Below are 14,724 nucleotides of genomic sequence, written 5' to 3' on the forward strand. Positions count from 1 at the left end.
GTGGGTCAAATCACCCATGGAGCCCCAGTGATGATCGCGTCCACTACCGCCAACCTTTCTATTTCAGGCATGACCTGTGCCTCTTGTTCGGGGCGTGTCGAACGGGCGCTGAACAAAGTCGCAGGGGTTAAGAGTGCTAGCGTTAACCTCGCAACCGAGCGCGCCCGGATTGAACTGGTCGGGCCCACTGACCTGGCTGCATTGATCGCCGCGGTCGATGATGCCGGCTACAGCGCACGCCCCATCGAAGACCGACAGACCACCTTGAAGCAGCAGCAAAAACACCTGCACACCGAACGGCTAATCCTGCTGCTGGCCATTATCTTGGCAGTGCCACTGGTGGTTCCGATGCTGTTGCAACCGTTTGGGGTGCATTGGATGTTGGCCCCATGGATGCAATTTGCCTTGGCTACCCCCGTACAATTTGTTTTCGGTGCCCGATTTTATATTGCCGCATGGAAAGCCGTTCGGGCCAGGTCCGGGAACATGGACCTATTGGTCGCATTGGGTACCAGTGCCGGTTACGGGCTGAGCGTGTACGAATGGGCAAAGACTTCAGCTGGCAACATGCCGCATCTGTATTTCGAAGCGTCGGCGGTGGTGATCGCCTTAGTGCTGCTGGGCAAATACCTGGAAAGCCGCGCTAAACGACAAACCGCCGGGGCTATCCGCGCCCTTGAAGCGCTGCGTCCAGAGCGCGCAATACAGATAGTCGATGGCCAGGAACGGGACGTAGCCATCAGCGCCCTGCGCTTGAACGACGTGGTGTCGGTCAAACCCGGTGAGCGTTTTCCGGTGGACGGTGAGGTGATCGAAGGCCAAAGCCACGCCGACGAGGCTCTGATCAGCGGCGAGAGCCTGCCGGTGTTCAAACAGCCTGGGGATAAAGTGACCGGCGGCGCAATTAATGGCGAAGGTCGGCTGCACGTCAAAACAACCGCCATCGGCGCCGAATCAGTATTGTCACGAATTATTCGTCTGGTGGAGGATGCTCAAGCGGCAAAAGCACCGATCCAGAAGCTGGTGGACAGAGTCAGTGAGGTCTTCGTCCCAGTAGTACTGCTGATCGCTGTCGTGACCCTACTGGGGTGGTTATGGGTCGGCGTTCCCGTAGAAGTTGCGCTAATCAATGCGGTGGCGGTGCTGGTCATTGCCTGCCCTTGTGCACTGGGATTAGCGACCCCCACTGCGATCATGGCTGGGACGGGCGTTGCTGCACGCTTTGGCATTCTAATCAAAGACGCTGAATCTCTGGAACGCGCCCATGAGGTGACGGCCGTGGTTCTCGACAAGACTGGCACCTTAACCTCGGGCAAACCGCGTATCAGCCATGTATCTGCGGTGGATGGTAATCAACAACAGTTGCTGCAATGGGCCGGCGCGCTGCAACTGGGCAGTGAGCACCCCTTGGCTAAAGCTGTTCTGGACGCATGTAAAGAGCAGCATTTATCTGTCGCGTCAGTGACGGCTAGCCAGTCTTTGACGGGACGGGGCATCACCGGCACGGTGGACGGAAGATCATTGGCTTTGGGCAGCCACCGGATCTTGCAAGAGAACGGTCTCGACATGGCGGGGATGGCAGCCGATGCGCAGGCATGGGAGTCCGAGGGTCAAACGTTGTCCTGGTTGATTGAGATTGGGCCGCTACCCTCGTTACTGGGGCTATTTGCTTTTGGTGACACGCTCAAGCCTGGGGCCGATCAAGCCATCAAACAACTGACTGCGCGACACATCAGTAGCCACCTGTTAACGGGCGATAATCAAGGCAGTGCCCGATGGGTGGCTCAAGCCCTGGGCATCGCCGATGTGCACGCACAAGTTCTGCCCGCAGACAAGGCAGCCATGGTGATTGAACTGAAAAAAACCAGAGTGGTCGCTATGGTTGGCGACGGCATCAACGATGCCCCGGCCCTGGCCGCTGCCGATGTCGGCATTGCGATGGGCGGGGGCACCGATGTCGCGATGCACACTGCGGGCATCACCCTGATGCGCGGCGACCCGTTACTGATCCCCGCTGCACTGGACATCAGTCGCAAGACCTACGCGAAGATTCGGCAAAATCTGTTCTGGGCATTCGTCTTCAACATGGTCGGCATTCCATTGGCAGCGTTCGGTTTCCTTAATCCGGTCATCGCCGGCGCCGCCATGGCCTTATCTAGCGTCTCGGTGGTCAGCAACGCGCTGCTGTTGAAAACCTGGAGGCCTTCGGGGGAGTAAAACTTGCGAGAGTAGGCTTGCTTGCGATGGAGCGCGAAGCGGTCCTGCAGCCCGGCAAGCCTCTTATAGTCAGAACTTATCGTGCAGATTGTATATGCGTCTTGGAATTAACTGCTGTACCCGCTCATGATCCGCCCAAACCCTACTGCGTACCTTAACGCTAACGGAGTTATTCCCATGCAACAGTCACATGCGTATCAAGACCCAACGTTGGCCCTGACAACAGACATCCTGGCGATAAAAGCTCGCAAAAATCTGTCATGGCAGGACCTTACCGACGGCACTGGCCTGAGTTTGGCTTACGTCACGGCAGCAATCCTGGGCCAACATCCATTGCCAGAAGACGCTGCAAAAATAGTCGGGGCACGCTTGGGCCTTGATGATGACGCCATTGCTCGTCTGCAAATTATTCCGTTGCGGGGCAGCATTGCTGGCGGCGTTCCAACCGACCCGACCATCTACCGCTTTTATGAAATGATTCAAATCTACGGCACCACATTAAAAGCGCTGGTTCATGAACAATTCGGCGACGGCATCATCAGCGCGATCAACTTCAAACTGGACATAAAAAAAGTTGAAGACCCTGAAGGCGGTTCCCGCGCGGTCATCACGCTTGACGGAAAATTTCTGCCTTTACGCCCGTTCTGATAACGGGCGCTAACGTCTGAGAAACTCACGATTTAGACGATCTGTCGCAAACCAGCGAGCCTTTGCACCCGAGAACAGAGCTAACCGCTCTATCATGAATTGATTCTGGAGCTCCGCGCCTGACTTTTTGATTCCGAGAGGTTCGTTTCATGACTACCGTGACTATGTATACGACTAGCACCTGCCCCTACTGCCGGAACGCTAAATCCTTGCTTGCCAGCAAGGGCGTGGAGGTACAGGAGTTTAATATCGAATTCGATTCCGTCCGACGCAAGGAAATGACGGCTCTGAGCGGCCGCCGCAGTGTGCCGCAGATTTTCATCGGCGATCATCACATCGGCGGCTTCGATGATCTGGCCGCGTTGGATCGTCAAGGTGGACTAATGGTCCTGCTGGCCTGAAACCGTTTAACCAGCGCTCAGGCGTTTGGCAGCTTGGTATCAAAATACGATCGTCCATATCTTGTGCAGTGATCGTCTACGCTTTTCCAAGCCATCCCATTGATAAGGTCAGATCCCCATGAAAACTCCCGGTCCCGATCACCCTATTACCCTCTCTCCTGTTAAGGGGCGTGTCACGGTCAAGTTCCAAGATGTAGTCGTTGCGCAGACCGAAAACGCCGTGAAACTCCAAGAAGCTAATTACCCAGCGGTTTTTTATATTCCTCGATCCGATATTCGGGCTGAACGTTACACACGCACCGAACATCAAACCCATTGCCCATACAAAGGTGAAGCTCATTACTACAGCCTGAACGCTGACGGCAAAACGGCTCTAAACGCAGTGTGGACCTATGATGAGCCCTTTCCATCGGTGGCTGAAATAAAGGAACACGTAGCCTTTTACACCGACAAGGTAACCTTCGAGGTAGACGCCGCGTAAGGTAAAACCAAACGCTTTTGAGCCGTAACGCGTTATCGCTTTTCGGGCCGGGACGGGGTGCATAGGTACTCCGCCTCGACCCGGTCATGAATAGAACGTAATAGGCCCTGCATCCTTTGGAAATGGCAAAGGATCAGCAGACTCGCTGAAAGACGGATTCACCGGAGAGAAAAACCTGATGACCAGCACCTCAAGCGAGCTACGCGACGCCCCCGACAGTAACGCATTACTCAAGCGCTATCTGACCACTCGATGCAGGACCGAGAGCCTGATCGAACCGCTCAGCGCCGAGGACATGGTCGTTCAGTCTATGCCGGACGCAAGCCCCGCCAAATGGCACATTGCTCATACCAGCTGGTTTTTTGAAACCTTCCTACTGCGTGAAAACATGGCGGACTACCGCCCCTTCGACCCGACGTTCGCGTACCTGTTCAACTCGTATTACGAAGCCATTGGCCCGCGCCAGCCGCGCCCCCACCGTGGGTTGATGACACGTCCAACCGTGGATCAGATAGTGGACTACCGCAAGTACGTCGACGCACACATGTGCATCCTGTTGCAGTCACCGCTGAATAAATCGATGTCGGACTTGATCGAGTTAGGCCTGTCTCACGAAGAGCAGCATCAAGAACTGTTGCTTATGGACATCCTGCACCTGTTCAGCGTTTCTTCGCTCAAACCCGCTTATGACCCGCGCTGGGCGAAAGATGTGTCTGGGCGTCGTGGTCAGTTCAAACCCCTTAAAGGCGGCTTGACTGAAATCGGCCATAAGGGCAAAGGGTTCGCATTCGACAATGAGGGCCCGCGACACACCACGTTCCTCCAGTCGTTCGAAATCAGTGATCGATTGGTGACTAACGGCGAATGGCTAGCGTTCATGGCAGACGGCGGTTACAGCAAGGTCGGGCTTTGGCTGTCAGACGGTTGGGCAACGGTTCAGTCCGAGGGCTGGAACTCGCCGGTGTATTGGCAGCACGATGAACAGGGTTGGAAGCACATGACCTTGCGCGGGCTGGAAGCAATTGACCCTGCGGCCCCGGTGATTAGTATCAGCTATTACGAAGCGGCGGCTTTCGCCCATTGGGCAGATGCGCGCCTTCCTACCGAAGCTGAATGGGAAGCTGCCGCTGAAGCTGGCTTGCTGGAGCAAGTCGACGATGTGGCATGGCAATGGACGCAAAGCGCATACAGCGCCTATCCAGGGTTCCGGCCAGCTGACAGCGCAGTGGGTGAATACAACGGCAAATTCATGGTGAATGTAATGGTATTGCGCGGCGGTGCCAGCATTACCACCCCGGGCCATTGCCGCACCACATACCGCAATTTTTTCGGCCCGGACAAGCGCTGGATGTTTTCCGGCCTGCGCCTGGCCCGCGATAAGCGCCAACCTGGGGTAGTCAACAGTCACGACAGCGAGTTTGCCCGCGACGTAGTAACCGGATTGTCGGCTCCCGTGAAAAATCTTTCGCCAAAATATTTCTATGACGCGGCAGGCTCAGAACTATTTGAAGCCATTTGCCAGACCGCCGAATATTACCCGACTCGGGCCGAAACGGGCCTTCTGGCCAACGTCGCGCAGCAGATCGCTGCACTGATTCCAGCGGGTGCGGCATTAGTAGAATTTGGCAGCGGTGCCAGTGAAAAAACCCGGCTTTTGCTCGATTCGGCGCCACAAATCGCTGTTTACGTGCCCATCGACATCAGCGCCAACGCTTTGAAGAAAGCTGCGGCACTGTTGAAAAAGAACTACCCCGCACTGAACGTAGCTCCACAAATCGATGATTTTAGTCGAGCGATGCAACTTCCTGCTGAGGTCGTTGGGCATACCTGCGTGGGGTTCTTCCCCGGCTCAACCATCGGCAACTTTACTCACCCACAGGCAGTGACGTTTCTGCGCTCTGCCCATGCGCTGCTGGGTAAAGGGGCACACTTCATTGTCGGTGTAGATTTGGTCAAGAACGCCGATATCTTGGTGGCCGCGTATGACGATGCCGAGGGAGTCACAGGCCGTTTCAACAAAAACCTGTTGACCCGCATCAACCGTGAACTCGACGGCAACTTTAACGTTGACGCATTTGAGCACTTGGCACTGTGGAACGAAGTCGACGAGCGCATGGAGATGCATCTGGTCAGCCAGAATGAACAAGTGGTCAAAGTTGCTGGGCATACCTTCCACTTCGCCGCTGGAGAGCGCCTGCACACTGAGAACTCCCACAAATTTACCGTCGAATCGTTTACCGCCCTCGCCGCAAGCGCAGGTTGGTCAGTGGATGACTTCTGGGTGAGTGATGAGCCGCAGGTGGCGTTATTCAGTTTGAAAGCGTAACACTCGAGTCTCTATTCTTCTGTAGAAGCCAACTTTTTTGAAGAGGCTGCGCATCTGACACGCGTCGCGTGAAACTCTTCGCCAAGTTGGCGCCCTGAAGAAGACTGTGTAGCCGAGCCAGCTTTTCGACAAAATATAGGCCAGTGTTCCGATCCTATCGGCATTAGTATCTGGGGGCTCCACCGTTTACAGTGGGTAATCTATTCTCCAGCCCATGAATGGATTGCAACGGTGTATGAGCAGATTATCGAGCCATGGCTAAACCAACACATCGCGACAAATTACTGACCGAAGGCCTTAAGGTCGTACATGAACGCGGATTCGCTGGCGCTAGCGTGCGGGACATTGTGCAAGCGGCGGGCGTACCTCAAGGTTCATTTACCAACCACTTCATCTCCAAAGAGCTTTTTGGTCTGGAGATTCTCGATCTTTATGCCGTGAACACGCATGTGGTGCTTGATCGGACCTTGCGCAACGCCTCGCTTTTACCCTTGGCACGGTTGCGTAGTTTTTTTGATTTTCATCAACAAACGCTTGAAAACGGTTGCCTTAAAATGGGATGCCTATACGGTAACCTCGCCGCTGAAACCAGTGAACATAGCGACATCATCCGTAATCGGCTGGTAGAAATATTCGCTTCGTTGCAGGACAACATCGCTGACTGCCTTAAGCAAGCGGTGGCCGCCGGGGAGTTGCATGATGGGTTCGAGTGCGAACATACCGCGTTATTCATTGTTTCTTCCCTGCAAGGTGCAGTGTTGATAGGAAAGGCTCAGCGCAGCACCGAGCCGCTAAAAAGCCTTATTGATATTCTGTTTAATAATCTGCTGCATTGAGCTGATCCTGCTCTCGAACTCGGCCCGCCATACCGCACTGGCAGGATCCGGCCAGTGTTTCTCGCCCCCTGCGAGAACCAGAACAATAAAGATGCAGGTATACAGTGAATGAGCAGCGAGATTTTATTACCCCTGATTCACGACCCCGACGCCGTATTGGTCAGCGTCAGAAATCAGATCGGTCATTTGACCCTCAATCGGCCCGCTGGCATGAACGCCATCAACCTGAAAATGGTTCGCACGCTGCAAGTGCAACTCGATCAATGGGTCCTAGATGAGCAAATCGTCGCTGTCGTGTTGCGCGGCTGCGGCAACAAGGCGTTTTGCACAGGTGGCGATGTTCGTTCGCTGTACGACAGCTATAAGAATGGTCTAACGGTTCATTTGGACTTTTTCTTCGAAGAATACGCCCTCGCCTTGACGCTTCATCATTACCGCAAACCAGTGCTTGCGCTCATGGACGGCTATGTTTTGGGCGGTGGATTAGGCTTGGCCCAGAGCGCCGATCTGCGAGTGGTCACCGAGCGCAGCCGATTGGCGATGCCACAGGTATCAATCGGTAATTTTCCGGACGTAGGCGGCAGTTATTTTCTCCCTCGCCTACCGGGTGAATTGGGCATCTATCTCGGCGTAACCGGAGTACAAATCAGCGCAGCGGATGCGCTGTACTGCGGGCTGGCTGACTGGCAGGTGGACAGCGAATTATTGCCGCGACTGGACAAGGAGCTGGACCGCCTGCCATGGAGCGGCAATGCCCTCAAAGACTTGCAAAGCCTGCTGGCAAAAATGGCAGTGCAGCAGTTGCCTGATGCGCCACTGCAAAAGCTGCGCCCCGTTATCGATCACTTTTTTGGCCTGCCCGATATTCCGAGCATTGTCGAGCAGTTACGCGAAGTCACCGTGGCCAATAGTCACGCGTGGGCTTTACAAACCGCCAATTTAATGAAAAGCCGATCACCGTTGGCGATGGCGGTAACGCTGGCACTGCTGCGTCGCGGACGTCGTCTGCCACTGGAAGCGTGTTTTGAAATGGAATTGCATCTGGACAGTTTGTGGTTCGAACATGGCGACCTGATTGAGGGCGTGCGCGCGATGATCATCGACAAGGACAAACAACCGAAGTGGAACCCGCCCACCTTGCAGGCATTGACTGCCAAGCACGTCGAACGCTTCTTCATCGAACAAGGGGACTGACGCGATGCACGATCTTGAGCTGACCGAAGAGCAAGTGATGATTCGCGACATGGCGCGCGACTTTGCCCGCAATGAAATCGCGCCCCACGCCCAAGCGTGGGAGAAAGCCGGCTGGATCGACGATAAGTTGGTTGCCACTATGGGTGAATTGGGCTTGCTGGGAATGGTGGTTCCCGAAGCATGGGGCGGCACGTACCTCGATTACGTAGCCTATGCGCTGGCCGTAGAGGAAATTTCTGCGGGCGACGGCGCCACTGGCGCATTGATGAGCATCCATAATTCAGTGGGATGTGGCCCCGTGCTCAACTACGGCACTGAGGCCCAAAAACAGACTTGGTTACCGGCATTGACCAGCGGTCAGGCGATTGGTTGTTTCTGCCTGACCGAACCGCAGGCTGGTTCTGAAGCGCATAACCTGCGCACCCGCGCCGAACTGCACGAGGGCCACTGGGTCATCAACGGGGCCAAACAGTTCGTCAGCAATGGCAAGCGTGCCAAGCTGGCCATTGTGTTTGCGGTGACTGACCCGGAGTTGGGCAAGAAAGGCCTGTCGGCGTTTCTGGTGCCCACCGACACACCTGGATTTATTGTTAATCGTACCGAACACAAAATGGGCATTCGCGCGTCCGACACCTGCGCCGTCACGTTGAATGACTGCAGGATTCCCGCTGCCAACTTGCTCGGCGAGCGCGGTAAAGGACTGAGCATTGCCCTGTCCAACCTTGAAGGTGGGCGCATTGGCATCGCCGCCCAGGCATTGGGCATCGCCCGTGCCGCGTTTGAAGCCGCATTGGCCTATGCACGCGAGCGGGTGCAATTCGACAAGCCGATTATCGAGCATCAAAGCATCGCCAATATGCTCGCCGATATGCATACCCAATTGAACGCGTCACGCTTGCTGATCTTGCACGCAGCGCGCCTGCGCACTGCCGGAAAACCCTGCTTATCAGAAGCGTCCCAAGCCAAACTGTTTGCTTCGGAAATGGCCGAGAAAGTCTGTTCCAAAGCCGTGCAGATCCATGGCGGTTACGGCTACCTGGAAGATTATCCGGTGGAGCGCTACTACCGTGATGCACGAATTACGCAGATATACGAAGGATCCAGCGAAATCCAACGACTCGTGATTGCCCGTGAGTTGCGTCACTACTCCCTCTGAGATCCCAGACGGTCGAGCCGCTTAAAAGCGGCTCGTGTTTCAACGAGGTTTCATCTGGGTGTAGGCACGTGCATCAGGGCATAAAACTGTCCCGGCCCAGCAGCATGATCAACAGCGTCAACGAGTCAGCATTGTTCAGCAAAATCTTCCCACGCATTTCGTCGTTGGCCAGAAACTCCACTCGAGCTTCTACCAGGTTCTCCTTTCCGGTCACACCCAAAATGAACACTTTGCCCTCCCCTGGGTCGTCATTGAGGTCTTCCCATCGACCATTTTTAAAATGCTTGAACAACTGAATAATAGGCGTCTGATGCGAAAGGAAACGTTGCTGCATTTCTTCCACGTCCGCCTTGAGTTGAACGAGGGTGGGCGTGTCGTCGGCCATCAAGTCAAGGAAAGGCGCCGTGGACTCCAAATACGCAATATCGAACGTATCGTTACTCAGGTGAGAAAGCTCATGGATGACCGTGGCTGCTCGGGAATGAGTGGTCAACTCGAAGCTGGGACTTCCAAAAACCGGAGTCTTGAGTTGATAAAGTGGCGGCCGAAAGAACAGCTCACTCAGGTAGATACGAAGAAGTGGATCTTGTTTAAGCGTGAACGCAACGGTGGTTTCATTTCCTATCCGATTCAATCCAATGACAAACCGGGGAGACGAGTAAGGGGCTAGCGATGCGTCCATCACTGAATTAAACAACCCCGTCACCGATTTTTTGATTGCGCCTACCAGCTCTGCGCTGGGTGTTTGCACACCAAAAAAAACAGTGAGGATTTGATTCGTCTTCGGATGCAGCGTCAGGCCAGTTCCAGGTATGCTCAGATTATCCAAACACGTTTCAACGTAGCGTTTAGCTTGTAAATGGGCGCGACCAATCTGTCGCGCGCGTTCTCGATACGACTGCCGTATCTGAGGCATTCCGGTTGCCAGTACGGAAAACTCCTCATCGACCAAACTGTTAACCTGATCGACCGTAAATCCGGTGGGAGACTTTATGCGAGTCAGGTTGCCTCCCCCTCCTTTTAGCCCCCAATGGATATTAAGCTCCCATTTCAGGTCCTGATTAAGCCGGAGGTTTGGACCAACTTTGTCACCTTTGATGATGTGCCAGACATCTCCGTCCCTGTGTACCTCGTAAACCTTGCCAGCCACTGCCGCGTAACTTTTAAGCGTCATCGGGGCCTGATAGACGTTGAGCAGTTCATCCTTCAACAAATCACCGAGTGCGATCTCCGACGCTTCGAATGCCTGTAACCGTCGTTTTACTTGCGCAGGTAACTGGGTGTTTTGCCATGAATATTCAGGCAGAGAAACCAACCTGCTTAACCGAAAAGTCACAGGACGCTTGAACTCTGCCGCTTCTGCCACAGACTGCTTTGTCAGCGCCAAAATCGACAAGGCAACGGTGAATTCGCCCAATGCCTGACCCCAATTTTGACTCGCAACCGAGGCCGCCGATGACTCCAAAAACAAGAGACTTTGCCAGGCAGCTATCATCTCACCGAGCTCACCCGGTAAGAAAATCAGCATCTGCTCGACACCGAGCGTCATTAGGTAGGTGAACGATTCCCAATCAGCCTGTGCTGTGGTTACCGTCTGTTGTTTTGCAACTTGCTTGAGTAATCCCACGGTGTCTTCAAACAGATACGTCAGAATATTGCCTTGTATGGGTTCGTAGTTGAGCGCCACTGGGCCTAACGAAAACATTGGAAAGTCTACGTAAAATTCGACACTCCAGAGCGGGGGCAGGTTGAAGCTGTGATGCCCATAACGCGCCTGCGCGTCAGCTGAAACACGCTGCATCACCTGTGATTGCAAGTTGCTTGATTTTCGGATGTCGTTTAACAAACTGTCGCGGTCAACGTATTCCTTAAAGCAAAACTGCGAATTCAAAACCGAATAGAGAATGACCGGCCCTATGGCTGGGTCCTTTGGAGCAATGACATAAAACCCTGGAATTGTATCTACCACAGCCCCGGCTTTAGCTATCAGCTGCAACGGATACAGGGCTATTGCCTCCCCATGTACCGGCTGCTGTGCAAGGTGATCGGGCATATTCATCAAGGCTTCAATGTAGTCATAAGCGCGAGAAGTGAGTGGACCCTCTAGTTTTTTTTGGAATGCCAATTCGATCATCATCGCAGGCCACTGTTTGAGAAAAAGCGCTTTGCGGATAGGGTAATCCAGCCCGCTGCTGTCGAGTTTTTGCGCCAGTAATTGTTGAAATTTGGCCCCTACATCTAATGTGCGTATCAACGTTCTAAGATAAGTAGGGGTCAACAGTGTAGAGGCCTGATCATTTTGAGTGGAACTTAGGCTCAGCGTTGCACCCTGCACGTATGCAAAATGATTCAACGCAAAGGCAGTCAAACTTTCAGTTTTGGTGTCCGTTGCTGCCGGGAGAAAAGACGGCGTCTGACCCGGACCCGTTGGAGCGCCGACATACCGCGTGAGGGTAACTTGCAAAAGATTGGGATCGAATGACTGATCGGGGAAATCGGCCTGCAACTGCTTGATGACTTGTTCGCGAGCGAACCCGTTCAGGTATGGAATACCGAATAAAAAGCCATGTTCCGAGATACTGATCTGAGCGAAATCCATTAGCACTTCTGCATACTTATCCAAGTCCTGCGCCGAGGCATTTTTTAACCAGGCGGGCAAACGTGCTCCAAATAACACACTCTGAATTCTCGCCGATAAGAGTTCATACGCTACACCTGTCAACTCTTCAGCCTGAGCGGCGGCGATGAGGTTGCCGAACAGTTTTGCGTCGACCCCGCACCGCGAACCAAATTGAAAGGCGTGCGCCACGCCTTGAACTCGGCGATTGAGTTCAACCGTTTGCAGGTGAGTAATAAAATCCCCATCGATCTGACGCAGATCAATTGAAAGCAGAGCCTCCTCGGGAAGCTCAAGTTGTTTGCGAACAGTCCTTTTCTCCAGCTCAGGAAAAAAATCCAGCCAATCCTCACGTTGCTCACAACTTCTGAGGCTAGCAATCAAAGCCAGTTTAAGTGCTGCAACAGAGTCGAGCACACGCATTCCCTGAGAAGGTGCCCAGAACAGCAGCTTACTGTTCGTGCGCAGAGGCTGTTGCACCACGAAAACATTGGTCATTTGCACCGCAGGAACGTTCTGTTTATAGGTCAACCACACGCTGTGAACTTCGACGGCATCGTTCCCGAACGTACCGCGCAAACTGCGCACGGGAAAGTTCAGCGCTTGCTCGAAGGCGTCACAAACGTCTACATCAGAGGTGTCCAGACGCCTGGCCAGATCCAGCTCAGTACGTAACAAGACACTCCAAATATGACGAGAGAGCCCAGCGGGAAACAGTTCGCGGTCACCGCGGCGAAGGTACTGTGCATCGAATTGTTGAGTCTGATAAGTCAGAGCAGGTAAAAGCTGTGACTTGGCGCGATCAAGCACATAATTGAGTAACTGGGGTGTCAGCCGAACAACGTTGTCGGGCGGCACCAAGGTTTCCGGCGTGATCAGAATCTGACTGTGGGCGGAAATATCGACGCGGCGATGTCCACTGGCACGCTCAAGCAGTAACGTAACAAGGTCGACATTAGTCTGGCTCGGCGGGGTGGTATTCATCGTCGACACCCGCTGCGGTTCCAGCAACTGCACCTGGACATTGCCAGCATCCAGATGACCTTCGCCTATTACAGCCAACTGCTTGTTCAATACTGCCCTGGCACACTCTGCAACCTTGGGCTGCGCTTTCCACATTCGTGCGGTACCGTCGTCGAGCAGCCGTATCAGCTCTATCCATGACGACATACTTGAAACGGCCTCACTCCCCCCTGCATCAGAAGCCGCGGCTGCGGGTAGCGAAGATAGCGTTGTTCGCCAGGTTTCATCGAAAGTAGCCGGTCCCTCATGCCACCGATCACGACTTCCCAGTCGGATCAGACGCTGATCGATCAGATGACGAACGTCCAACGCATCGTCGATCATCACTACGATTTGGCTGGGGTTTAGCCGAGGCTGCTTAAGTGCATACAATAAATTACTGTTTTGCAGAGAGATGATCGAATCGACGAAAGCCCAAAACGGCTCGCCCCTATCAATGACGTCAAATTCCAACGCCCAACGCTGCTTGGCGTTGACCCAGGCATGGTCTTGCAACGGCAGATACTTCAGCAGCTCAGCACACCCCTGGGGGGTTGAAAAATGGTTCCAGAGTTCGAGTCGATCACGGAACCGACGCAATCCTTTTTCCGCCGAATACACAATTAACTCCGGCAGTGAAGGCACGACGGACTCAAGCACAAACACGCCGGCAAGCGTTGAACGTCGTTGGTTACCGTCTGAAAACGCAAGCTTTACGACTGATATGGGTCCGCCATCGCCCCAATGTATTAGATGCGGATCAAGGAGCATGCTGATTCGCCGAAAATCATGAGCGCTTAGAAATGCATCGTGCCTGCGCGCATACAGCTGTTGACGAAAAGCATCCGCCAGAGCGTCAGCAACATATTCACGACGCGTCTGGCCCTTACCAACGGGCGACCACCAAAATTTACCTAATTGAGTTTCGAACGTTGCCGACAGCCCCTGGATCGTATTGACCAATGCTTGCCGGAACGGTTGTGCTTGAACGTCATCAAGGGTTTTACCAACCAAATCGATATAACGTCGCTCGCTGCCATTGAGCAATGGAACACCACAGAAATCATCCAGCACCGCTGCCATGAGGTTTTGCTCCCCAGCGATGTATTGTTCCGATTTCGCCGACGCGGGGGCCTGCACTATCTGTAAAAGATGGGTCGATGGATCAATAACCATGTCGGGCATTGCCGTCACGAACGCTTGTTGCAAGCCGTGCTTCAATGCCGCATGCAGCGAAGGCAACTGCCCCAAATGCTGGGCGAGCTCTTCGATTTTTTCAACTTGGTGATCGATGATTTCGAACATTCTGTGTTCGAACAACGGCCGCTCAATGACGGCATCTTCAAAGGTTGGCACCTCATCGGTTCTCGAACCGAAACGTTGTAATAAAGTGGCTAGCAGTTGCTCGCGATCATCGAATCGCTCTAGGCCATACAACAAGGTGTTCAGATAAACGATGGTGTAACCAGATGGATAGCTGATCTGCACTGCAGCAGCCAGCTCAAGATTGGAGGGTAAACCGCCGGTTTTTATCAGGCTGTCCAAACGCGGCGGATTCCAGCCTTGGTGCGTGGGGCGAGGGTTCACTAACGTTAGTAACCATGAGGCCTCGGCCTCATCAATGCGCTCGGCAACAAGCGCATCCATGACATCTTGAGTGAATCGCTGCTTGAGTGATTCGGTATGAAAGTAAGGGCGTGAATCTGAGGGGTTAGAGGCCAGGATTGAACGGGACGACATGACAAGCTTCCTTCGTGGACGCCGCTTCTCGGGAAGTGGACCCCGCAAGCGGCTAGACGTGAAGAAGAAACTTACCGTGGCTGACGCTATTGCCTGCGTTACATAA

At 53.9% G+C, this 14,724-nt stretch carries 9 protein-coding genes; 8 read left to right on the forward strand and 1 reads right to left on the reverse strand.

Translation table 11 applies throughout. The features are described from left to right. Window positions 1-30: 30 nt before the first annotated feature. The 8 genes from QN378_RS16185 (at window position 31) to QN378_RS16220 (ending at window position 9,259) form a co-directional block, all read left to right on the forward strand. Window positions 31-2,217, forward strand: coding sequence for a heavy metal translocating P-type ATPase (locus QN378_RS16185; RefSeq protein WP_322201907.1), 2,187 nt, complete (start codon window positions 31-33; stop codon window positions 2,215-2,217). 177 nt (window positions 2,218-2,394) lie between these two features. Beyond that, window positions 2,395-2,865: a cyanase gene (gene cynS / locus QN378_RS16190; protein WP_322201905.1), complete on the forward strand. Its 471-nt coding sequence runs from the start codon at window positions 2,395-2,397 to the stop codon at window positions 2,863-2,865. Window positions 2,866-3,014: 149 nt separating this feature from the next. Beyond that, the gene (grxC, locus tag QN378_RS16195; RefSeq protein WP_322201903.1) at window positions 3,015-3,266 is read left to right on the forward strand and encodes a glutaredoxin 3; all 252 of its coding nucleotides are present in this window, start codon (window positions 3,015-3,017) and stop codon (window positions 3,264-3,266) included. 118 nt (window positions 3,267-3,384) lie between these two features. Next, the gene (locus QN378_RS16200) at window positions 3,385-3,747 is read left to right on the forward strand and encodes a DUF427 domain-containing protein (RefSeq protein ID WP_322201901.1); all 363 of its coding nucleotides are present in this window, start codon (window positions 3,385-3,387) and stop codon (window positions 3,745-3,747) included. A gap of 178 nt (window positions 3,748-3,925) precedes the next feature. Next, window positions 3,926-6,073 carry an ergothioneine biosynthesis protein EgtB gene (egtB, locus tag QN378_RS16205; RefSeq protein ID WP_323548309.1) on the forward strand — a complete coding sequence of 716 codons (2,148 nt, stop codon included), beginning with the start codon at window positions 3,926-3,928 and terminating at the stop codon, window positions 6,071-6,073. Window positions 6,074-6,327: 254 nt separating this feature from the next. After that, window positions 6,328-6,909 carry a TetR family transcriptional regulator C-terminal domain-containing protein gene (locus tag QN378_RS16210; RefSeq protein WP_322201897.1) on the forward strand — a complete coding sequence of 194 codons (582 nt, stop codon included), beginning with the start codon at window positions 6,328-6,330 and terminating at the stop codon, window positions 6,907-6,909. A gap of 108 nt (window positions 6,910-7,017) precedes the next feature. Then, on the forward strand, window positions 7,018-8,103 hold the full coding sequence (locus QN378_RS16215; RefSeq protein ID WP_322201895.1) for an enoyl-CoA hydratase/isomerase family protein: 1,086 nt from the start codon (window positions 7,018-7,020) through the stop codon (window positions 8,101-8,103). Between the two features lie 4 nt (window positions 8,104-8,107). Next, entirely contained in the window at window positions 8,108-9,259 is a 1,152-nt protein-coding gene (locus tag QN378_RS16220; protein WP_322201892.1) for an acyl-CoA dehydrogenase family protein, read from the forward strand. Window positions 9,260-9,332: 73 nt separating this feature from the next. On the opposite strand, the gene QN378_RS16225 is transcribed toward QN378_RS16220, so the two are convergent. Then, window positions 9,333-14,618, reverse strand: a complete 5,286-nt coding sequence (locus QN378_RS16225; protein WP_323548307.1) for a dermonecrotic toxin domain-containing protein — start codon at window positions 14,616-14,618, stop codon at window positions 9,333-9,335. Window positions 14,619-14,724: the final 106 nt, after the last annotated feature.

Origin of the sequence: Pseudomonas sp. 10S5, from assembly GCF_035019745.1 — a bacterium.
Lineage (GTDB): Bacteria > Pseudomonadota > Gammaproteobacteria > Pseudomonadales > Pseudomonadaceae > Aquipseudomonas.